Source organism: Corynebacterium sp. HMSC078H07, assembly GCF_001812805.1.
Lineage (GTDB): Bacteria > Actinomycetota > Actinomycetes > Mycobacteriales > Mycobacteriaceae > Corynebacterium.
Window position 1 is genome coordinate 79,202 of record NZ_KV810455.1, and the last position, 19,848, is coordinate 99,049.

Below are 19,848 nucleotides of genomic sequence, written 5' to 3' on the forward strand. Positions count from 1 at the left end.
CAACTAAGGAGCAAACGAGATGGCAGAACGCACGACTGTCGGCGAAATCCGCCGCGTGATCCATGAGGCCTACCCACCAGAATTGGCCGAATCATGGGACGCGATGGGCTTGGTCTGTGGCGACCCGCAGGATGACGTCAGCACTGTGGCCTTCGCCCTCGACTGCACACAAGAGGTAGCGGATAAGGCCGTGGATCTCGGCGCGCAGATGCTCATCGTGCACCACCCGCTGCTCATGCGCGGGGTGACCTCAGTCGCCGCGGATACTCCGAAGGGCAAGGTCATCCACACCCTCATCCGCAATGGCGTGGCGTTGCTCTCCGCGCACACCAATGCTGACAAGGCTCGCCCCGGCGTCAATGACAAGCTGGCGGAACTCGTCGGTATCACACCCGGCCGCCCCATCGTTCCGGTAGAGCCTTATGACAACCTCGACGAAGCCCTAGGGCTGGGGCGCATTGGTGAGCTGCCGGAGGCCATCACGTTGCGGGAGTTCACCCAGCGCGTGGCCGAGGCCCTCCCGAAGACCGAGTGGGGAGTGCGTGCGGCTGGTGATCCGGAGCGGATGGTCAAGCGCGTGGCAGTCTCCAGCGGTTCGGGAGACTCCTTCCTCGATAAGGCAGCAGCGCTGGGCGTGGATGTTTATGTCACGTCTGACCTGCGCCACCACCCGGTGGATGAGCACCTGCGTGCTGCCCACCTCATGGATCCGGAAGGCCCAGCCGTGGTGGATACTGCCCACTGGGCCAGCGAATTTCCCTGGACCGCCCAGGCGCGCGATATTGTGGAGAGCGTATTGCGCGTGAAGACCGAGATTATTGATCTCCGCACTGACCCTTGGACTATTTCTGCGCAGAAGGAGAACTAAATGAAGCTGTCACAGGACCTGCAGCAGACCTTGCTCGAACTGGCCACATTGGAGCGCTCCCAGGCGCTGGGGGGTACCGCCACGATCCCGGAACAAGAGGAATACGAGAAGGCCCAGGCCGCACACGCCCGGCTTATCGACGCCTCTGGCTCCGCCCAACTCGCCGTCGACGACATGGAGCTGGAAATCCTGCGCATTCAGGCAGATGAGCGCAAGCTGCGCCAACGCGAGCGCGACGACAAGGCCCAGCTTGGTGCTGCTACCGACCCCGAGCAGCGCAAGGATCTTGAGCACGACCTTTATGCAGCCAAGTCCCGCATCGCAGACCTGATGAGCGAGCTGCAGGAAGCCCACAACGAAATTCACGCTCTGCGCGCCAACCTGGATGTTCACGGCGCCAGGGTCTCCGATTCTGAGCGCAAGCTCGAGGTACTCAAACGCGCGGCGGAAGCTGCCCAGGAAGCCGCCGCAAACCAGCCGGACCCGCAGGTTCGCATCAACGAGCTGCGTGAGCAGCTGCCGGCGGATGTCCTCGACGAGTACGAGACCGTACGTGAAGAAAACGGCGTAGGTGCAGCGGCGTTCACCGGCCGTGCCTGCGGCGGCTGCTTCATCGTGTTGCCGCCGGCTGAACAGAATGCGGTGCGCAACGCGGCTGCCGACGTCCTCCCGCAGTGCGGCGACTGCGGTTCCTACCTGGTGCGCCCGGCATCATGAAACTCGTCATCTTTGCTGACGGTGGCTCCCGCGGCAACCCTGGCATCGCCGGTTCCGGTACTGCGGTCTACAACGAGGACCGCTCGCAGCTGCTGAAGGAAATCGCCTACGTGGTAGGCCAGCAATCCACCAACAACGTGGCCGAATACCATGGCCTCCTCCGCGGTCTGGAGGCCGCCGTGGAGCTGGGCGCGGACGAGGTGGAGTTCTATATGGACTCCAAGCTCGTAGTGGAACAGATGAACGGGCGCTGGAAGATCAAGCACCCCGACATGCAAAAACTCGCCCTTGAGGCACGTGGCCTGCTCAACCAGATTGGCAGCTACACCCTCGAGTGGGTTCCACGCGCCCAGAACTCGGTGGCCGATGAACTCTCCAACGTCGCCATGGATGCCGCAGCGAAGGGCGAGCCCGTTGGCATCCTCGATATGGGTAGTGGGGAGGCGGGGGAGGCGTCGCCAAGCACTGCGCCTGCGGAAACCCCAACCGATTCCTCGACGGCCTCCGATTGGCGCCTCGAGTCCGGCCCCGTGACGCGTTTTATCCTGCTGCGCCACGGCCAGACGCCGATGCCCGCTGCCAAGCAGTACTCCGGCCGCGCGAACCCGGAGCTCAACGAATTGGGAAAGAAGCAGGCACTCGCTGCCGCCCAGGCTCTGGCAGATACCCACATCGACGCCGTCGTCTGCTCCCCGTTGCGCCGCTGCCAGCAGACCGCGGCCGCGGTAGTGGAGGGCCGGGACCTGCAGGTTGAGACCGTGGAGAAGCTTATCGAGGTGGACTTTGGCCGCTGGGAAGGCAAGACCTTCGCCGAAGCCGACGCCGCAGACCCTGAGCTCCACGCGCGCTGGCTGCAGGATACCTCCGTATCCTGCCCCGGTGGTGAGTCCCTGCGTGCGGTCCACCGCCGCGTCAGCGCTGCCCGTCGTGAGCTGCAGAAGCGCTACGAAGGCAAGACGGTCCTCGTGGTTTCCCACGTCAACCCGATTAAGTCCTTTATCCGCCAAGCCCTTGACTCGGGGCCGCAGACCCCGCTCCACCTCTTCTTGGGCCTGGCCTCTCTTAGCGAAGTCGAGTTCTTCGATGACCGCGGTGTCCTGCACCGATTCAACGATGTGGGGCATTTGGCAGCACTGGGATAAACTAACAGGCGCGAATGAGCCGACCGGGTAAACGCGTTCCGTCGAACCGGCCCCTTCCTGGGGCTAGGCGCGGGCCGAGGAAAGTCCGGACTCCACAGAGCACGGTGGTTGCTAACAGCAACCCGGGGTGACCCGCGGGCAAGTGCAACAGAAAGTAAACCGCCGCGTGCCTCCGCTTCGCTTCGGTGCGGCGTAGGACAAGCGGTAAGGGTGAAACGGTGCGGTAAGAGCGCACCAGCACCGTCAGTGATGGCGGTGGCTGGGTAAACCCCACTGGGAGCAAGGCATCACGGCCCGCCACGCTAGCGGGCCCGATCAGGCGTTAGTAGGTTGCTCGCCGAAGCCTGAAGGTAGCTGCTTGAGCCAACTGGCAACGGTTGGCCTGGATGGATGTTTACCACCGCGCCGTGGTGCGCGGTACAGAATCCGGCTTATAGGTTGGCTCATTCGTGCCCACACTTTTATTTTTTGGAACAATGGGGCGGCATGAAGCTGTATGCCGCACCGTTGGATTTCCGCGCCATCGCGGAGGAGTTTTCCGTCCCGACCACCTTCCCCGAAGAGGTCACCACACAGGCTGCCTCCGCGCAGGACCGCTACGCGGACCAGCGCCGCGATGCCCGCGATATTCCCCTGGTCACCATCGACCCGGTAGGTTCTATGGACTTGGACCAGGCGGTGTTCATCGAAGCCCGCGATGGCGGCTACCGCGTGCTCTATGCCATTGCCGACGTCGCTGCTTTCATCGAACCCGGCTCAGCCCTGGAAGAGGAGTCCCTCAAGCGCGGGCAGACCATCTACCTTCCCGATGAGCCCGCGCGGCTGCACCCGGCTGAGCTTTCGGAGGATAGGGCTTCGCTGCTTGCCGACGTCGACCGTCCCGCCGTCCTGTGGACCTTTGACCTCGACTCCGCCGGTGAGGTGGAAGATTTCTCGGTGGAGCGTGCCCTCGTGCGCAACCGCGCACGGCTGGACTACGACCGGGTTCACGAGGATTTGGAGAACGGCTCCCTGCATTCCTCCATTGCGTTGCTACCGGAAGTAGGCAAGCTACGCCAAGCCTCCTCGTTGCGCCGCGACGCCATTAACCTCCGCCTGCCGTCTCAGCGAGTGTCCGAGGCCTCCGACTCAGAAGCAGGCGAGGACCAAGACCACTATGAGCTCATCATCGAGCCGCGCTACGAAGTCATGGACTATAACTCGGAGATTTCCCTGCTGACTGGCATGTGCGCGGGCCGCCTCATGGAATCCCATGGCGTTGGTTTCTTGCGCACCTTGGCAGCTGCTACCCCGGAAGCTGAGGCTGAGTTCCGTTCCGAAGCCCAAGCACTGGGTTTCTCGTTGGAAGGCCAATCGATTTCTGAGTTCTTGCACTCAGTCGATGCTGATTCTCCCCGCGGCATGGCAGTTATGCGCGAAGCCCAGCGCCTGCTACGCGGTGCTGATTATGTGTGGCTCGAAGAATCTCCAGCTGACGTTCATGCGGGTATCGGCGGCTACTACGCCCACGTCACCGCTCCATTGCGTCGACTCGTCGATCGCTTCGCCACCGAAGTCTGCCTCGCGTTAAGTGGCGGCTACGAGGTTCCTGAATGGGTACGCAACCGCGCCGGGGATGTCATCTCTACGATGCGCTCCACGTCCCAGCTAGCTTCGCAGGTAGACCGAGCCTGCCTCAATCTCACTGAGGCCACCGTGCTCGCTCCCTGGGTAGGCACCAATTTCGAGTCAGTCGTGGTCGATGGCGGCGAAAAGCGTGACAAGGCACGCCTGTTTATCCTTGAGCCGCCCGTGATGGGGGAGGCTGTGGGCCAGCCTCCCACGGGTAGCGAGACCACCGTATCGCTGGTTAAGGCTGATGTCGCTGGGCGCGACGTGCTCTTTGCTTGGCCCGCCGACTAGCTTTCGGTCACCGCCGGTGCGCCGGCGTTCAGTGGAACCACGAGCAACCCATCCTCAGCCAAATCTGCGGCAAAGTTGGTGGCCTTAGTACTCGGGACATACGCGATGACCGCTGTTGAGGTACCCGCATGCGCTGAGCGTGCGGCAGCAGCACCGCGGGCAGTCGCCAGCTGGGCAAGCTTTTCCGCAGAATCAAAACCATAGACCGTAGCAAGGGCAGATTGCGATTGCGTCAGCAACGGGAAAAGCTCCGTGCCGCGGCGTGAGCGCAGCGCACGGGCCACGCCTTGGGCACGCTGGGTTTCCTCTGCATAAAACGTCAACCATGCCGTGGCTTGGGCAATGGTGGGCTGATTCTCAGGGCCGTGAATCTTATGGACGGCTGCCAACCAATCAAGCACACGCTGTGGTGCATCCGGCAAGAGACGTAGCGATTCCGTGCCGAAGGCATGGCAGGCATCATCGATGAAACGCTCGCGGGCACGGATATCAGCGATCGTTTCCTCGCAGTCAAAGTCGCCGGGGACAGCAAGCGCATAAGCTACGAGGTCTTGGTTCACCGCATGTGGTGCCTGAGTGACGGAACCATCGGCGTAGTCGATGATGGTGATGGATTCACCCGTTCCGCGCAGTGCCGCGGAGTGACGGGCACGCAAGGCGGGGAAGCTCGCGAAGGTTCCTACGGCCTGTGAGCAGACCTCAGCCAGACGTGCGCGCAAAGGCGCATCGAACGGTTCATCAGCCCCTCCCAGCAGCGCAAGAGCGGTCGCAATATCGACTGCTGCAGCAGCACCCAAGCCCGCGTTGTCTGGAATGTCCGTGACCACCGTGATGTCTGCACCGGCAGTTTCGCGGGACAGCAGCTGGCGGTTGATCATCGTGTGGACGATGCCGCCCAGACGGGCTGCCAGCCCACCTTTCGGTGCAGGGGGTACAACAGGCTGGCCCTCAGAATCGACGCTGGGCTGCTGCTCGGCAGCAAGAGCGGACACCTTTTCCAAGGTGATGGAATCTTCGGTGGTGCTGCCGTCAGCGCACAGGCAGCGAACGGACACGGTGCCATCGCCTCTGGGGCTAACGGCAACTGCGGCGCGAAGATCCGCCAAGCCCATGATGGCGATGCCGCCGAAGTGGTCGATGTGTTCGCCGATGAGTGACCACGTGGCCGGGGCACTCGCGATGTGTGTTGGCTCGGTGCCGACATTATCGCGGTGAGCGGTGCGTGCGCGGTCGACGACCGGTGTTGAAGGGGCAGTCCACTGGGGCATCGGGGAAGGTACTCCTTTGCTGGTGGCGATAGGTTCTCTGCACAGGTGCAGAAGAGAGTGACCTGTCTATTCTAGCCGCACGATGCGCCGCCGGTCTGTAGTGTGGGGTGCACCGAGACCCGAAAGCCCACCTTTCCGGCCACCGCGCCAGAGAAGTGAGCGAATTCCCGCGGTTCACAGTATGAGGGATGAGCATCCCAGAATGGAGAAGACAATGGCTGACGCTGACAAGAAGTGGTTCTACGATCCCTCTACCGGTGAGGTATCACAGGGCAAGGTTTCCGGTTGGGAAAACCGCATGGGCCCCTATGACTCCCGTGAGGAAGCCGAGCACGCCATCGAGATTGCCAATGCCCGCACGGCCGCGGCCGATGCCGAGGACGCAGCCGAAGACGATTACTAAAGCAACACCTTTGATCGGCGACTGCTGACAAAGAAGAGACCCCGCTGAATCCCATCCACCGAGTGCCTCGCACACTGGGTGATAAGGGAAACAGCGGGGTCAGTGTCGTTCTACACCGCTCGAGTAGGCAGAGTTATTTATCCAGCTTCTTACGCAGCGGCTTGAAGGCTGACTTAATCGCCTTGAAGCTCTCTGCGTAAGCGTCGAGTGCTTCCAAGCCGATGGCACGCTCACGCTGGTAGAGCAGGCCATAGCCAAAGGTGTCTTCGCCCCGGCGACGTGCCGTTTCTGCCAGTTCAATGAGCTTGTCTCGGGACGTGACCGAATCCTGGAAGTCACCCAAGACCGACTGCATATTCTTGCAGGCCTTGTAAAGGTTCTTGGTCTTGAGGTTAGTGGCAGAGCCCGCAGCCTCAGCAGCATAGCGCAGCTTCTTGGCAGCCTTACGCATGTCGTGGAAGTACTCCTCGCGCTCATGCAAGGTCAACTCGGTGTTATCCCAGTTCTTAACCGCCTTCTTGTGGCGCTTCACCAGCTTGTCGTAAGCCTGGTTGAGGTGCAACGCCATAACGGTGTCGAGGTCATGGTGCTCCGCATCCTCGCTCTTAGCATGCTTCGGCTTGGATTCCTTCGGCTGTTCCTGCTTCTCTGGAGATTCAATCTCTTCTGCCGATTCGGATGCTGCAGACTCCGCATCGGAATCAGTTGCATCGCCCTCGAACTCGGTGTCCTCACCCGCGACTGGTGGGTTAGCCAGGAATGCATCCAGAGCATCGAGGAGGTCAAGGTACTGGTCGGAATCGAGAGCGGCAATGACGCGACGATGAGCTCGGCGGTAGTCGCGGCCCATGTCATGCGCGATGTGCTCACGGGTTGCCTCATCCAGCACATCCGAATCTTCGGAAGCAAGGAGGTTCTGCCACCGTTCTTCGACAACCTCAGCATCGCGGGCAACGCCCAACATACTGGCCAGTTGCTTGAGATCCGACTCCAACCGTTCGATCTCCGGACCGACAACAATTCCGTGGAACGTTTGGAGGTGGCTGCGAAGCTCACGGGTAGCAACGCGCATCTGGTGAACGGAATCCCACTCGTCGCGGCGAACGCGTGGGTCGTACTCCACGAGCTTGTCGCGGTTAGCCTTGAGCGCGTTTACAACAGCAGCAGCGGGGGAGTCCGGGTCAAGATTCGACACTGCAAGAGCCGGCGGCAACGCAACACTGTTGATGGAGTCACCCAAGGCTGACTTTAGCTTCGACGGTGAAGACGACACGCGAGCCCCAGAGCTAATAAGAAGCGAAGTGGCGTGACGAAGGAGTGAGCCGCCCTTCTTGGTGGCAGGAAGTTCTCCCGCGAGTTCAACTTCCCATTCGCGCCATGCACACTGCGTGCCGCCGGGAAGGAAGGAGAAAGCGGTGACGTGGTCATCGCAGAACTCCGCGACAGGCTGGTCAGTGTCGTCGACCAACAACAACTCGGTGCGGTTGTTGTCGACCTGTGCGATGGGGGCCAGAGGATGATTGCGGATTACAGAGCGAACTTCGTGGATGAGTTCTGCCGGAACCTCGTAGCGGCCGTCAACCGGCTCGCCCAACTCGGCACGAATCTCAGTGCGTCCCGCATCGCCTGGAATCTTGATGTGCCAGCCATCATCATTGCCGCCTGTACGACGACGCAACGTGATTTTCGCATGGGTAAGGCGAAGATCCTCGGTGTCATAGTAAATCGCGGACATCGAGTGATGACGGGTTTCCGCGACTCGTGCGACCTCTTCGAGCTGGGTGAGATCAGGTACCGGGGTGGATTCGTCCACGGCGAACTTGGCTTCGACTTCTAAGAACGTCTTCGGAGACATACACACACCTTCGTCGGCAGGAGGGATTGTTCATTGTCGGGCGGAAAATGCCCTGTCTTATGTACCTAGTTTACCTGGGTACGGGACCCATTTGTGCGTCCTTCTATTTGCTTAGCGTGTTAGCTGTCGGCGTCCTTTCACCCCTGCAGAATCGCCGCTGAGGTGAGATTTTTCGGCCGCAGATGCCCCTGCGGAGACGCCGGCATGGCTTCCCATGGCCAGAGATATCGTCCGTGCGCGTGGAAAGTAGCGGTCACGGATTGCCTCTGCATCGAGTCTTCGCTGATCCAGAGCATGAAGTGCGCGACGCGATTGAGCTAGTGCGTTTTGAGCATCCTGCTGTGCTGACGGTCCTGAGTCAGTGTCGTCAGCGTCCTGAGGCGTAAAAGACTTATTAGCTTCATCGAGGAGTTCTCCAATGCGAGAAGCGTAGGACAAGATGAAGCTGCGGCGGTATGAAGCGAGATTTCCTAATTGCTGCGCAATCTCGGCGTGTTCGCCGTGGCGCATATGCCAATCGCACTGCCGCTGAAGAGATGTGAAGAGATCGATGACATGGTCGAGGTCATCTTCAGCGCCGAAAATAGTGATAATTCCCTTAGGGTGAAGTTGTAGCGCGGAGCAGCCATTTCTGTCAGCGATAGCACTGAGCAATGTCGATTGATGGTTGATGTACGGCGCGCTGATGTGAATTCGTTTGGAGACGAATTTTAGAGGGGAATCGCTACACAGTCCGTCGAGGCGATGCTGTTGCTGAAGGCTTTGAGCTTTGGCAATGAGCGCACTGGCTTCTTCCTCGTATGGAGTCGACTCTGCCTTCTTGAGAAGATTGATGATTTTGGTTCGAATCTTTTCTTCCTTTCTGTTGCGTAAAGGACTGGAATTGGTCTTCTCTGCGAGAACATCGACGTCACGCAGCCAAGGAAGTCTCGTTACCTCTTCAACGAGAGTCTCCACCTCTTGAGTACTCATAGCCATGGATGTTGGCGGTTCGAGGGTGAGCCATTCTTTGCGGAGAACCGTGGACGTAATGTGGGCCGGTATCCGGCCAGCGGCACGGTAGATAATGGGGTAGCAGTAGTTTCCAAGTACGTGGAGAAGGTCTTTAGGAGACCAGCCACGTTGCGCGGCGCTAATGACGAGTTCAATGGCTCGGTCGCAGAGAGCTGAGTGGTAAGCGTTCATAATTGCCCTTTTCTGTTTGGTACATGTGTTCGGGGTGTGCTGCCATTCAAGCATGCTGTCTGGATAGGCGTTTGTGAGTTAGAAATTCTTTGCCCCCGAGTTACTCTTGCGAACAGGAACAACGATTGACAGCGCGGGGGCAATCACGGCAACTTTCGGCTCGCGTGCAGTGACCGCCGGTAGGGTTTAAAGCATGAACAGCCAACACGAATTCGTCCTCCGCACGGTTGAAGAACGCGATATCCGCTTCATCCGTCTGTGGTTCACCGACATCCTGGGTGCCTTGAAATCCGTGGTAATGAGCCCCTCGGAACTGGAATCTGCGTTTGAAGAAGGCGTTGGCTTCGATGGCTCATCGGTCGAGGGGTTCTCACGCATTTCTGAGGCGGACACCATTGCGATGCCGGATCCGTCGACATTTCAGATCATGCCCTTCGACAAAGGTGAACCGGAGCTGTTGTCGGCGCGCATGTTCTGCGATATTGCCCAGCCTGATGGCCAACCCTCAATGGTGGATCCGCGCCATATACTGCGCCGCCAAGTCACCGAGGCCGCCAACGAGGGCTTTACCTGTATGGCCTCGCCGGAAGTCGAGTTTTATCTTCTCGAAGATGCCCGCGATATCAACAACCTCGTTGCGACGGACAACGGCGGGTACTTTGACCAGGCCACTCATGACAACGCGCCCAGTTTCCGTCGTCGCTCCATGTATGCATTGGAGTCCATGGGGATCGCTACGGAATTTAGTCACCACGAAACCTCCCCAGGGCAGCAGGAAATTGACCTCCGTCATGCGGATGTGCTGACGATGGCAGACCACATTATGACCTTCCGATACGTCATCAAGGAGGTAGCCTCTCAGCAAGGCGTGCATGCCACCTTTATGCCCAAGCCTTTCGAGCACCGTTCGGGCTCCGGTATGCACACGCACTTGAGCCTCTTTGAGGGTGACTCGAATGCCTTCCACGATCCGGATGACGAAATTTCTCTGTCGGAAACGGCAAAGCAATTTATTGCTGGAATTCTCGAGCATGCCGTCGAGATGACCGCAATCACCAACCAGTGGACAAACTCCTACAAGCGCCTCATGTTCGGTAGCGAAGCTCCGGGGTCGGTGACCTGGGGAGTATCCAACAGGTCTGCACTCGTGCGTGTGCCCACGTACCGCCTGTCCAAGGAAATGTCGCGCCGGGTAGAAATTCGTTCGCTGGATTCGGCAATGAACCCCTACTTGGGCTACGCGGTGCTGCTCGCCGCAGGTCTTCGAGGAATTAAGGAAGGATACGAGCTTGGAGATCCAGCAGAAGACGATGTCCACCAGCTGACGCGACGGGAACGCCTCGCAATGGGCTACAAGGATTTGCCTACGAGCTTGGATCAGGCGCTTCGTGAATTTGAGCGCTCTGAGTTTATGGCGGAAGTCTTGGGAGAGCATGTCTTTGAGTACTTCCTGCGCGCTAAGTGGGATGAATGGCACGAATACCAGCAGCAGATTACGGCTTTTGAGCTGCGCCACAACCTGAACTTCTAGGAGAAGCATGCGTCCTGCATCTGTACCGTCACCGGCAACTCTCGGGCTGACGAGGCCAACTGCTGCCGAAGACCTTGCTCAATTAGGGTGGGACAACGCCGAGTCACTCGATGTGCTGTGGACTTTGGCTGCGGCAGGCGATCCTGACATGGCGCTCAATACCCTCATGCGGGTTGTTGACGGAGCACCCGAGGTCATTACCGCGATGCAGGAAGACGAGACTTTCCGCGTGCGTCTTATTGCACTACTTGGTGGTTCTTCGGCCTTTGGTGATCATCTCGCAGCGCACCCGGACACGTGGAAGGAACTGCAGCGAGCACTGCCGACGCCTACCGAGATGCTTCATACCCTGCTCACTACGGTGGGGGCAGAACCCGCAACTTTCGTCGAGGAGCCAGAGCGCCCTGATTCCGCGAGTAAAGATCTGACGACCCCCGGAACCTACCGCGCCGCGCCAGGAGATCATAAGACGCAACTCAAAACCGTGTACCGCACTCTGATGATGCGCATCGCCGCGCACGACCTTGCTGGTACCTTTCACTCGCGAAAGGGACAGTCGCGACCGCAACCTCGCGTCGGTTTCCGCGAGGTGACGCGGCTTACGACGGCTCTGGCAGACGCCGCATTGACGGCCGCTCTAGCAGGCGCAGTTCGCGTTGTCTATGGTGATCAACCGCTTGATGCGCAATTGGCCGTCCTGGCAATGGGCAAGTGTGGAGCAGGGGAGCTTAACTACATCTCAGACGTTGACGTCATCTTTGTTGGTTCGGACGCCTCGCCTCGAGTAACGCGCTTGGCTTCAGAGTTCAATCGCATCGGCTCGGCCTGCTTCTTTGAGGTCGACGCGAACCTGCGACCAGAGGGAAAATCTGGCGCACTAGTACGAACCTTGGATTCGCACGTTGCGTATTACAAGCGGTGGGCAGAAACGTGGGAGTTCCAGGCACAGCTCAAGGCACGTCCACAAACCGGCTATCTACCGCTTGGGGAAGACTACCTCGACGCAATCGGACCCATGGTCTGGACGGCATCCCAGCGTGAGTCCTTTGTTGAGGATGTTCAAGCCATGCGTCGTCGCGTCCTCGAGAATGTACCGGAGGACATGCGCCATCGCGAGCTCAAACTCGGCGAAGGCGGCTTGCGCGATGTTGAGTTCGCAGTGCAATTGCTTCAGTTGGTGCATGGGCGCTCTGATGAAACGCTTCGCTCGCTGGCCACCGTCGATGCGCTCGCAGCTCTTGTGCGTGCGGGCTACGTGGGGCGAGAAGACGGCACACAGCTCATTGAAGCTTATGAGTTTTTGCGGTTGCTAGAGCACCGTCTACAACTGGAGCGATTCCGCCGCACGCACACAATGCCGGCAAATGATGATGCCGCTGCACTTAAGTGGCTTGCTATTAACGCAGGTTTTCACTCCCACGGCCAGCAATCAGCCGCGGACAGAATGAATGAGCATCTGCGAAAAATCCGCTTGCTCATTTCAGAACTGCACTCGCGCCTGTTCTATCGCCCACTTCTCAACTCTGTGGCGTCGATGTCGGCAGACGAGCTCAAACTTTCCCGAGAAGCCGCGCTTTTGCAGCTCGCAGCTTTGGGATACCGGCACCCAGATCGCGCTTTCGAGCACCTCACATCCTTGGCAGCAGGCAGCTCACGCAAGGCCCGTATCCAGGCCATCTTGCTGCCCACACTGATGGAATGGCTCTCCGCTACTGCAGACCCCGACATGGGGCTGTTGAACTACCGCAAACTATCGGAAGCAGCCTATGACCGTAACTGGTTCCTGCGCATGTTGCGTGATGAAGGTGTCGTAGGACAACGCCTCATGAAGATTCTGGGCACCTCGCCGTTCACATCGGAGCTCATCATCAAAGCGCCAGATGTGGTCAAGCAGCTTTCTGATGGAGCAGCCGGGCCGAAGCTACTGGAGACTAAGCCGGAGCAGGTGTCGAAGGCACTCATCAATTCGAGCAAGCGTCATGCCAATCCGGATAAGGCTGTGGCCGTCGCGAGGTCGCTGCGCCGCGTGGAACTTGCCCGTATTGCGTCAGCAGACCTTCTCGGATTCCTACCGGTCCAGCAGGTGTGTCACGAGCTTTCCACGATCTGGAATGCCGTCCTTGAAGCTGCACTGAGGGCTGAAGTCCGCGCGTGGCGGATAGACAACGAGGACGCGGAACCTCCTGCACGTATCGCGGTCATCGGCATGGGGCGTCTAGGCGGAATGGAGCTAGGCTTTGGCTCGGACGCTGACGTCATCGTCGTTGCTGAGCCCACTGAAAGCAATGAGGAATCAGAGGCCATGGCGTGGGCCATTGGCATCATCGACAAGCTGCGTCGTCGCCTTGCTAAGCCCTCTGGAGACCCGCCACTTGAGGTCGATTTGGGCCTGCGGCCTGAAGGAAGGTCAGGCGCCGTAGCACGCTCGATTGAATCTTATGAGCGCTACTACTCGCGATGGGGCGAATCCTGGGAAATACAAGCCCTGTTGCGCGCCGCCTTTGTTGCCGGCGATGAGGCAGTAGGAGAGCGGTTTATGGCCATGATCGATACGTTCCGCTACCCAGACAAAGGAGCGAGCGAGAAGACGCTTCGTGATATTCGCCGTATGAAGGCACGCGTAGATAATGAGCGCCTGCCGCGCGGTGCTGACCGCAATACCCACACCAAGCTGGGGCGAGGTGGTCTGACCGATATCGAGTGGACCGTACAGCTGCTGCAAATGATGCATGCACACGAGGTACCGGAGTTACATGATCCTTCCACGCTCCGCGTGCTGGATGCGCTGGAGGAACATGAGGTTATTCCGGCACAGCAGGTCCAGGAGCTGCGTGAAGCCTGGTTACTGGCCACCGATGCCCGAAATGCTTTAGTCCTTGTTCGCGGCAAACGCGTGGACCAACTACCGGCACCAGGACCGCAGTTGGCGCAGGTCGCCGGTGCTGCTGGGTGGGCGCCAGAGAATAACCAAGATTTCCTCGAGCACTATCTCAAAGTCACACGCCATGCCCGCAAAGTGGTGGATGAGGTGTTCTGGGGAGAAGCGGAGTCCTTTGAACATGACTAAACCGATTCCCTAAAAATCTATATCCTTAGCACTAGGAAAAGATTTTCCCACTGCTCATATCCTGAAGACCCACAGAAGCACAAACAACAGACCACACTCAATCCACAGAGAAGGAACACCACATCATGAGCCTTAACCTTTCCCTCGACCTGAAAGATGCCACCCTCGCCGACCTCGAAGCATTTCTCGCCGCAGCGCGGGCTGCCGATAGTGATCCGCACGCAGCGCTGAGTGTGGATGGAACGGTGATGCGGGTGGACGTCGATAAGCCACGCGTGCGCCCAGTCGAACCGCAGAAGGACACACAGCAGCGCTCACACTTTGACCGTCCCGTTGCCGAAAACACCATCCGTTCCATCATTGATGCCCTTTCCGAGCGCCTCGACCGGCCGTACCCGCCGCGTGGTAGCTCCTTTGGCACGTTTGACCCCGACACGGATTAAGCCGTGCGGATGAGAGCGAACTAGACTGATGGGCGTGAAGTCCAAGCAAATTATCGCCGTGTGGATCGCGGTGGTGCTGGCGGTTGTCGCTGTTGTCGTCACTGGTTGGTGGGTGACAGAGCGTCAGCAGGTATCCGAAGGTGCTCTCACCGTCAAGGACGTCGTCGATGGTGGAGTGCCCCAAGACCAATCGCTTAACGCGTACGTGGATCCAGCGGAGCAAGACCGCATCGTGGCGTTGGCAGAAGCGCTCGGCATCCCCGCGGAATCCGTGCCGCGCGGAATCCTCTCGGTGTCCTCAGATGTGTATCGCTCCCGCCAGATTCTCAAAGCCGAGCTGGATAAAGCCGTGGCCAACAACAAGATCACCAAGGAGGATGCCGCGGGCACGCTCGCTGCTTTTGACGCCGGCCTGGTGACCCCGGCCATGGGGCCCATCGTCGCCGAATCTAACCCAGCGCAGTAAACCCCCAGCTTCTGGCAGGTAGTCGGCAGAAACCCAGCACGCTCTTGGCAGGAGGACGCCTTATTCTCAAACGCACAGATAACGAAACGATAAAGGTTGGTGCGTTGACGTGGAGAAACGGCGACAACTGCGAGAGTTCCTGCGAACCGTGTGCGGCGTAAGCCTCGCTATCCTCGTTCCTATCGGCGGGGGACTGGGAATGTTCGCGGTGGCGAATGGGGTGCCCTTGGAAACGGCGATAAGCGCGCTGCCCGCAGATTAACCCACCTGCACGATGGTGGCGCGTGGGCCAGAGTCCTTTCCACGCAAGAAATGGGTCACGATGACGCCCACGATTCCTATGCACCACACGCCCAGCACTGCGAACGCAGCAAGCTTGAAATCCGTCATGGGGTAGTCCGGGCCGTGACCCAGGTGGTCGAGCGCCACGCCAAACAGTTGCGCGCCGAGCATGGAGGAGATGAATCCGCCCATATTCCCCAGGCCAGTCGCGGTGGCCACCACGGTGCGGTCAAGGTTTTCCCGCACGATATCGAAACCATAGTTCGCCACGGGCGTGCACAACGACACCAGGCTGATGAGGATAAACAAGGACAAGTAGCTGCCGCCCGCTAGGAAGAAGACAATCCAAACAGTGATATTAACCGCGACGAAACCAAGCGTGAGCCACGGGCGATAGCCACTGGCACGGGAGGAAATCTTGCCGTGGAGAGGTCCAACGAGGACCATGCACACACTAAACCAGGTGAGTACCCATCCGGCCTCCGTTTTGGAAAAGCCCAGACCCGCGGTCATCATCGGCATTCCCCACAGCATGACGAAAACATTGGTGGCAGCGAGTCCCACCCAGTGGATAAAGAAAGCCTGCCAGGCCACCGGGGAACGCAGCACCGAGGCTAGCAGTGAGCCCAAGCGGTGTGGCTGAGCATTAGGCCGCTCCTTCGGGGCGGAAACAATGCCCAGGGTCTCAGGCGAGTCTGCCACCGCCACCGCAGCGGCCACAGCGATAAGGATGCCCACCGCGCCCAGGGTGACGAAAGCGGTGGTCCACCCAGCCCACCCCAGCACCAGGGAGAACGGGATGGCGGACATGAACTGGCCCAGCTGACCTAGTGATGAGGTCACCTGAGTAAACATAGGAGTGCGGTGCAGCGGGAACCAATAAGGCAGGATGCGCATCACCGAGAGGAAGGCGGTGGCATCACCTAAGCCGATTAAAATGCGCGCGGCGATGGCAACCCAATAGTTGGCGGTAAAACCCAAGACCACTTGGCCGATACCCATAATGACGGAGCCGATGACGAGCAAGCGCCGAGGCCCAAACTTATCAATGAGCAACCCAGTAGGAATCTGCGCGAGAGCATAAACGCCCAGCTGAACCGAGGTAAAAACCGCAATCCGGGAGGCATCCACCTCAAAGCGGTCAATAGCTTCCAACCCTGCCACGCCGAAGGAGGTACGGCCAGTCATCGCCACGATGTACACCATCATCGCGGCAACCCACACAGACAGGGCTTTAGTGGTGATGACTTCGCGAGGATGAGGAGCCGACATGGCTGATACTTTACGCCCAACCCACTAAGATGCAGGGGGTGAAGTACATTTCGACCCGAGACACCGACCGCCAGCCGGCTTCCTTTACGGACATCCTCCTGGGAGGCCTGGCCCCTGACGGAGGCCTGTACCTGCCGGAATCCTACCCGCGCATCGACGATGCCACCCTGACCTCGTGGCGCCACACGCTCGCGGAGGGCGGGTACGCAGCGCTGGCGGCGGAGGTACTGAAACTCTTCGTGGATGATATTCCGGAAGAGGATCTCGAGGCTATCGCGCAGCGCGCCTACACCTTCCCGAAGTTCGCCAACGAGGAGATCGTCCCGGTCAGCGAGCTGGGGGAGGACTTGTACATCGGCCACCTTTCTGAGGGGCCCACCGCTGCGTTCAAAGATATGGCGATGCAGATGCTCGGCGAGCTCTTCGAGTACGAGCTGGCGCGCCGGGGTGAAACCCTCAATATTCTGGGCGCTACCTCGGGTGATACGGGTTCTTCTGCGGAGTACGCCATGCGCGGGCGCCAGGGCATCCGCGTGTTTATGCTGACCCCGGCCGGGCGCATGACCCCGTTCCAGCAAGCTCAGATGTTCGGCCTGGATGACCCCAACATCTTCAACATCGCCCTCGATGGTGTCTTCGATGATTGTCAGGACGTGGTTAAGGCTGTGTCCGCTGACGCAAACTTCAAGGCGGAATACCGCATTGGTGCGGTGAATTCCATCAACTGGGCTCGCCTCATGGCGCAGATTGTCTACTACATCAACTGCTACCTCAAAGTCACCGCGGAAAACACCGAGAAAGTCTCCTTCAGTGTCCCGACCGGTAACTTCGGTGATATTTGTGCCGGGCACATTGCCCGCCAGATGGGTCTGCCGATTGACCGTCTCATCGTGGCCACGAATGAGAACGACGTCTTGGATGAATTCTTCCGCACGGGTAATTACCGTCCGCGCTCCTCGGCGCAGACGCACAAGACCTCCTCGCCGTCGATGGACATTTCCCGTGCCTCCAACTTTGAGCGTTTCGTCTTCGATCTGCTTGGCCGCGATGCCGCGCAGGTGGACGAGCTTTTCGGTGCCAAGGTGAAGGAAGGCGGGTTTAGCGTCGACAAGCGCGTGCTCGACTCTGCCCACGCGGACTATGGATTCCTGTCTGGTGCCTCGACGCACGCAGACCGTCTTGCCACCATCAAGGACGTGCACGAGAAGTACGATGTCCTCGTCGACCCACACACCGCAGACGGCATCAAGGTGGCCCGCACTGTGAAGGAAGAATACGGAGTGGAAAGCCCCATTGTGTGTCTGGAGACGGCCCTGCCGGTGAAGTTCTCCGAGACTATCGTGGAGGCCATCGGTGAAGAACCAGAGGTTCCTGAGCGCTTCCAGGGCATCCTCGACTCTGAGCGCCGCGTTAAGGAACTGCCAAATGATGCGGCAGCGGTGAAGGATTACATTATGGCGTCGATTAGCACAACGGAGGTCTAAACCATGGCACAGGAACAGTTCTCAGGACCGGAATACTACACCGAGTTTGATCCAGAGAAGTTCATCCGTGACATGAAACAGGTCGCGGAGATGGAAAAAGAAAAGGCCAAGAACACGGAAGAGGCTAGCCCCGAGCAGGATGACTAGGCGCATCCTCCCCGGCGTCCTGTTCGCCGTGGGACTCGCTACGGCCTCCTGCATTCCTGTGGAGGAACCCCTCTCTGCGGCAGGCAGCGCGCCGTATTCGACCGTGGTGGCCGCACCACCACAGGCAACAACACCGCAGGCATCCCCGGTGCCTCCAGGCGCCGCCCTGGATGTCAGCTCCGGTGAGCCCGTTCCAGGGGAGAATTTCGACTTCAACTTGTGCACGGTGGCATGGAGCTTTGTGCTTGGCGACGGCCGCACGATCGCCGTCACCGCCTCCCATTGCGGTGAGCCTGGCGATACCGTGTGGGCCGGCAACGCCGAAGGGGAATTCACGTACCCAGCGGAGCCTGTGGGAACCATCATCTATTCGGATCTGTTGGCGCCGGAAACACACGAGCTCGACTTCGCATTGGTGGAGATTACCCGCGACGTTGACTTCTACACGCCACAGGATATGCCGACCTCCGTCGCCGCGGCGGGGGAGAGTACCTTGCCTGACCAGGTGTGCAAGCTGGGGCGCATCACAGGAGAGACGTGCGGTCAACTCACACACCGCGCGGGCCCTGGCAAGCTCACGTATGACGACCGCACGGTGGATACGATGTCCGCGCGGGCGCAGGCCTGCTCGGCCCGCGGCGACTCCGGCGCGCCGGTGTATGGAGCGCCAGGAACCCCGCAGGAAGGAGTCATCGTGGGTGTGCTTTCCGGTACGACTGATGCGGCTATCGACGGCGCCGAGTGCGCGCCCGCTGCCGGCGCGGAAATGTCCTTTACCGTGGCAGCCGATATCAATGCCGTCCTCCCGAAGATTCTGGACCCCCTCTAAACCAGTAGGATAAGGGCCATGCCCACTCCTGAGTATATTGTGTCCTTGCGTGAGAAAATCGGCCACGACCAGCTCTTTCTTCCCGCTGTTACCGCGGTAATTGTGCGCGCGGTGCCTACCGGATCCGCTATCTGGGAGCTGCCTTCGGTGCTGTTGGCGCAGCGTGCCGATAATGGTGCCTGGGCTCCGGTCTCTGGAATCTGCGAGCCGGGTGAGGAAATCACCACCACAGCGCTGCGCGAAGTCAAGGAAGAAATCGGCCTCGATGGGCGCATTGAGGCTCTCCTTGGCGTGGGTCAGGTCGGCCCCGTTACCTTCCCCAATGGGGATCAGTGCATGTTTATGGACACCACCCTCCGCGTGTCTGTTCCGGACGATGCTGAACCCGTCGTTTCTGACGAGGAAAACCTGGATGCCCAGTGGTTCTCCGTGGCGCAGATGCCGACGTCCGTCAGCGCCCGCCACCGCATGGTTATCGGCGATGCTGTGGCGCAGATGAAACACCCACAGGGCTTCCGGCCCCGCATGGGCTACGTCAAGCGTAACCAGTAAGCCAGTTCTTTCGGCTCCGTCACCACACTGACCTCACCGTCGACGATGGAGTCCTCCAGTTCTTCTCGGCCAATCCAGGGGCTGTGCTTGTCGACGCCTACCAAGACCAGCTGTCCCACGGTCATCAGCAGCCGTCCGTGACAGGACAGGGCAAAGAGCAAGGTAACATCGCTCATCCCATAGCCCCATGCTGTGGCGTACACATCTCGCGCGCCCGGCCCTAGGTAGGAGGTTTCGAGCAGCAAGGTGCCGCGGCGCAGATATATACCCTCCCTGGGCAAGCCCGCAAGAAGAGCACGCACCGCATCAACGTCGGCGCCGTCGAGCGCGATGAAGGTGAGTGGTGGTGTCATGGCGAAGCTGGGAGAAAGATTGTTTTCTTGGCGGAAGCATAAAGTAGTAGCACAAACAAATGAAATCCCTTGAGACGCGGGT

18 protein-coding genes and 1 other RNA gene are annotated in these 19,848 nt (G+C 59.6%); 14 read left to right on the forward strand and 5 right to left on the reverse strand.

The window, feature by feature from the left end:
- Positions 1–19 precede the first annotated feature (19 nt).
- The 5 genes from HMPREF2875_RS03380 to HMPREF2875_RS03400 all read left to right on the forward strand — a co-directional run bounded on the left by HMPREF2875_RS03380 (position 20) and on the right by HMPREF2875_RS03400 (position 4,629).
- Positions 20–868, forward strand: coding sequence for a Nif3-like dinuclear metal center hexameric protein (locus HMPREF2875_RS03380; protein ID WP_070670270.1), 849 nt, complete (start codon positions 20–22; stop codon positions 866–868).
- A complete protein-coding gene (locus tag HMPREF2875_RS03385; RefSeq protein WP_070670274.1) occupies positions 869–1,585 on the forward strand; it encodes a zinc ribbon domain-containing protein in 717 nt (238 codons plus the stop codon).
- Positions 1,582–2,727 carry a bifunctional RNase H/acid phosphatase gene (locus HMPREF2875_RS03390; RefSeq protein ID WP_070670277.1) on the forward strand — a complete coding sequence of 382 codons (1,146 nt, stop codon included), beginning with the start codon at positions 1,582–1,584 and terminating at the stop codon, positions 2,725–2,727. Before HMPREF2875_RS03385 ends, HMPREF2875_RS03390 begins: the two co-directional genes overlap by 4 nt.
- Before the next feature lie 15 nt (positions 2,728–2,742).
- An RNA gene (gene rnpB, locus HMPREF2875_RS03395) (RNase P RNA component class A) lies at positions 2,743–3,177 on the forward strand.
- Positions 3,178–3,213: 36 nt separating this feature from the next.
- The gene (locus HMPREF2875_RS03400; protein WP_070670280.1) at positions 3,214–4,629 is read left to right on the forward strand and encodes a ribonuclease catalytic domain-containing protein; all 1,416 of its coding nucleotides are present in this window, start codon (positions 3,214–3,216) and stop codon (positions 4,627–4,629) included.
- Here HMPREF2875_RS03400 and HMPREF2875_RS03405 read toward each other — a convergent pair.
- A complete protein-coding gene (locus tag HMPREF2875_RS03405) occupies positions 4,626–5,897 on the reverse strand; it encodes a galactokinase family protein (RefSeq protein WP_070670283.1) in 1,272 nt (423 codons plus the stop codon). The genes HMPREF2875_RS03400 and HMPREF2875_RS03405 overlap by 4 nt on opposite strands.
- Before the next feature lie 214 nt (positions 5,898–6,111).
- On the opposite strand from HMPREF2875_RS03405, the gene HMPREF2875_RS03410 reads away from it, so the two are divergent.
- A complete protein-coding gene (locus HMPREF2875_RS03410) occupies positions 6,112–6,300 on the forward strand; it encodes a hypothetical protein (protein ID WP_039676191.1) in 189 nt (62 codons plus the stop codon).
- Positions 6,301–6,433: 133 nt separating this feature from the next.
- Here HMPREF2875_RS03410 and HMPREF2875_RS03415 read toward each other — a convergent pair whose 3' ends face one another.
- Positions 6,434–8,155: a CYTH and CHAD domain-containing protein gene (locus HMPREF2875_RS03415; protein ID WP_070670286.1), complete on the reverse strand. Its 1,722-nt coding sequence runs from the start codon at positions 8,153–8,155 to the stop codon at positions 6,434–6,436.
- A gap of 111 nt (positions 8,156–8,266) precedes the next feature.
- Positions 8,267–9,127, reverse strand: a complete 861-nt coding sequence (locus tag HMPREF2875_RS03420; protein WP_246817023.1) for a DUF2786 domain-containing protein — start codon at positions 9,125–9,127, stop codon at positions 8,267–8,269.
- A 406-nt stretch (positions 9,128–9,533) separates the two neighbouring features.
- Between HMPREF2875_RS03420 and HMPREF2875_RS03425 the strand changes: the two genes are divergently transcribed.
- From HMPREF2875_RS03425 to HMPREF2875_RS03440, 4 genes are all read left to right on the forward strand, one after another.
- Positions 9,534–10,871 carry a glutamine synthetase family protein gene (locus HMPREF2875_RS03425; protein ID WP_070670289.1) on the forward strand — a complete coding sequence of 446 codons (1,338 nt, stop codon included), beginning with the start codon at positions 9,534–9,536 and terminating at the stop codon, positions 10,869–10,871.
- Between the two features lie 7 nt (positions 10,872–10,878).
- Positions 10,879–13,938: a bifunctional [glutamine synthetase] adenylyltransferase/[glutamine synthetase]-adenylyl-L-tyrosine phosphorylase gene (locus tag HMPREF2875_RS03430; protein ID WP_070670292.1), complete on the forward strand. Its 3,060-nt coding sequence runs from the start codon at positions 10,879–10,881 to the stop codon at positions 13,936–13,938.
- 125 nt (positions 13,939–14,063) lie between these two features.
- Positions 14,064–14,381, forward strand: coding sequence for a hypothetical protein (locus HMPREF2875_RS03435; RefSeq protein WP_070670295.1), 318 nt, complete (start codon positions 14,064–14,066; stop codon positions 14,379–14,381).
- A gap of 28 nt (positions 14,382–14,409) precedes the next feature.
- On the forward strand, positions 14,410–14,847 hold the full coding sequence (locus tag HMPREF2875_RS03440; RefSeq protein ID WP_070670298.1) for a hypothetical protein: 438 nt from the start codon (positions 14,410–14,412) through the stop codon (positions 14,845–14,847).
- A 258-nt stretch (positions 14,848–15,105) separates the two neighbouring features.
- Here the strand turns inward: HMPREF2875_RS03440 and HMPREF2875_RS03445 are convergent, their stop codons facing one another.
- On the reverse strand, positions 15,106–16,401 hold the full coding sequence (locus tag HMPREF2875_RS03445; RefSeq protein ID WP_070670301.1) for an MFS transporter: 1,296 nt from the start codon (positions 16,399–16,401) through the stop codon (positions 15,106–15,108).
- Positions 16,402–16,439: 38 nt separating this feature from the next.
- Here HMPREF2875_RS03445 and thrC point away from each other — a divergent pair, with 38 nt between their 5' ends.
- Genes thrC through HMPREF2875_RS03460 form a run of 4 tightly spaced genes read left to right on the forward strand, consistent with a single transcriptional unit; the run spans position 16,440 to position 19,413 of the window.
- Positions 16,440–17,885, forward strand: coding sequence for a threonine synthase (thrC, locus tag HMPREF2875_RS03450; protein WP_070670304.1), 1,446 nt, complete (start codon positions 16,440–16,442; stop codon positions 17,883–17,885).
- 3 nt (positions 17,886–17,888) lie between these two features.
- Positions 17,889–18,032: a hypothetical protein gene (locus HMPREF2875_RS13655; protein ID WP_168165561.1), complete on the forward strand. Its 144-nt coding sequence runs from the start codon at positions 17,889–17,891 to the stop codon at positions 18,030–18,032.
- Complete coding sequence (locus tag HMPREF2875_RS03455) at positions 18,025–18,861, forward strand: S1 family peptidase (RefSeq protein ID WP_070670307.1); 837 nt, start codon at positions 18,025–18,027, stop codon at positions 18,859–18,861. The genes HMPREF2875_RS13655 and HMPREF2875_RS03455 overlap by 8 nt, the downstream gene beginning before the upstream one ends.
- Before the next feature lie 18 nt (positions 18,862–18,879).
- Positions 18,880–19,413: an NUDIX hydrolase gene (locus HMPREF2875_RS03460; protein ID WP_070670310.1), complete on the forward strand. Its 534-nt coding sequence runs from the start codon at positions 18,880–18,882 to the stop codon at positions 19,411–19,413.
- Here the strand turns inward: HMPREF2875_RS03460 and HMPREF2875_RS03465 are convergent.
- Positions 19,392–19,766 carry a hypothetical protein gene (locus HMPREF2875_RS03465; RefSeq protein ID WP_042531688.1) on the reverse strand — a complete coding sequence of 125 codons (375 nt, stop codon included), beginning with the start codon at positions 19,764–19,766 and terminating at the stop codon, positions 19,392–19,394. The genes HMPREF2875_RS03460 and HMPREF2875_RS03465 overlap by 22 nt on opposite strands.
- Positions 19,767–19,848: the final 82 nt, after the last annotated feature.

Bases quoted from the DNA above. Each gene is read 5' to 3' on its own strand.
- HMPREF2875_RS03385 (WP_070670274.1), top strand. From the start codon at position 869: ATGAAGCTGTCACAGGACCTGCAGCAGACCTTGCTCGAACTGGCCACA.
- HMPREF2875_RS03390 (WP_070670277.1), top strand. From the start codon at position 1,582: ATGAAACTCGTCATCTTTGCTGACGGTGGCTCCCGCGGCAACCCTGGC.
- HMPREF2875_RS03400 (WP_070670280.1), top strand. From the start codon at position 3,214: ATGAAGCTGTATGCCGCACCGTTGGATTTCCGCGCCATCGCGGAGGAG.
- HMPREF2875_RS03445 (WP_070670301.1), bottom strand. From the start codon at position 16,401: ATGTCGGCTCCTCATCCTCGCGAAGTCATCACCACTAAAGCCCTGTCT.
- HMPREF2875_RS03425 (WP_070670289.1), top strand. From the start codon at position 9,534: ATGAACAGCCAACACGAATTCGTCCTCCGCACGGTTGAAGAACGCGAT.
- HMPREF2875_RS03435 (WP_070670295.1), top strand. From the start codon at position 14,064: ATGAGCCTTAACCTTTCCCTCGACCTGAAAGATGCCACCCTCGCCGAC.
- HMPREF2875_RS13655 (WP_168165561.1), top strand. From the start codon at position 17,889: ATGGCACAGGAACAGTTCTCAGGACCGGAATACTACACCGAGTTTGAT.
- HMPREF2875_RS03410 (WP_039676191.1), top strand. From the start codon at position 6,112: ATGGCTGACGCTGACAAGAAGTGGTTCTACGATCCCTCTACCGGTGAG.
- HMPREF2875_RS03465 (WP_042531688.1), bottom strand. From the start codon at position 19,766: ATGACACCACCACTCACCTTCATCGCGCTCGACGGCGCCGACGTTGAT.
- HMPREF2875_RS03460 (WP_070670310.1), top strand. From the start codon at position 18,880: ATGCCCACTCCTGAGTATATTGTGTCCTTGCGTGAGAAAATCGGCCAC.
- HMPREF2875_RS03415 (WP_070670286.1), bottom strand. From the start codon at position 8,155: ATGTCTCCGAAGACGTTCTTAGAAGTCGAAGCCAAGTTCGCCGTGGAC.
- HMPREF2875_RS03405 (WP_070670283.1), bottom strand. From the start codon at position 5,897: ATGCCCCAGTGGACTGCCCCTTCAACACCGGTCGTCGACCGCGCACGC.
- HMPREF2875_RS03430 (WP_070670292.1), top strand. From the start codon at position 10,879: ATGCGTCCTGCATCTGTACCGTCACCGGCAACTCTCGGGCTGACGAGG.
- HMPREF2875_RS03380 (WP_070670270.1), top strand. From the start codon at position 20: ATGGCAGAACGCACGACTGTCGGCGAAATCCGCCGCGTGATCCATGAG.
- HMPREF2875_RS03440 (WP_070670298.1), top strand. From the start codon at position 14,410: ATGGGCGTGAAGTCCAAGCAAATTATCGCCGTGTGGATCGCGGTGGTG.
- HMPREF2875_RS03455 (WP_070670307.1), top strand. From the start codon at position 18,025: ATGACTAGGCGCATCCTCCCCGGCGTCCTGTTCGCCGTGGGACTCGCT.
- HMPREF2875_RS03420 (WP_246817023.1), bottom strand. From the start codon at position 9,127: ATGAGTACTCAAGAGGTGGAGACTCTCGTTGAAGAGGTAACGAGACTT.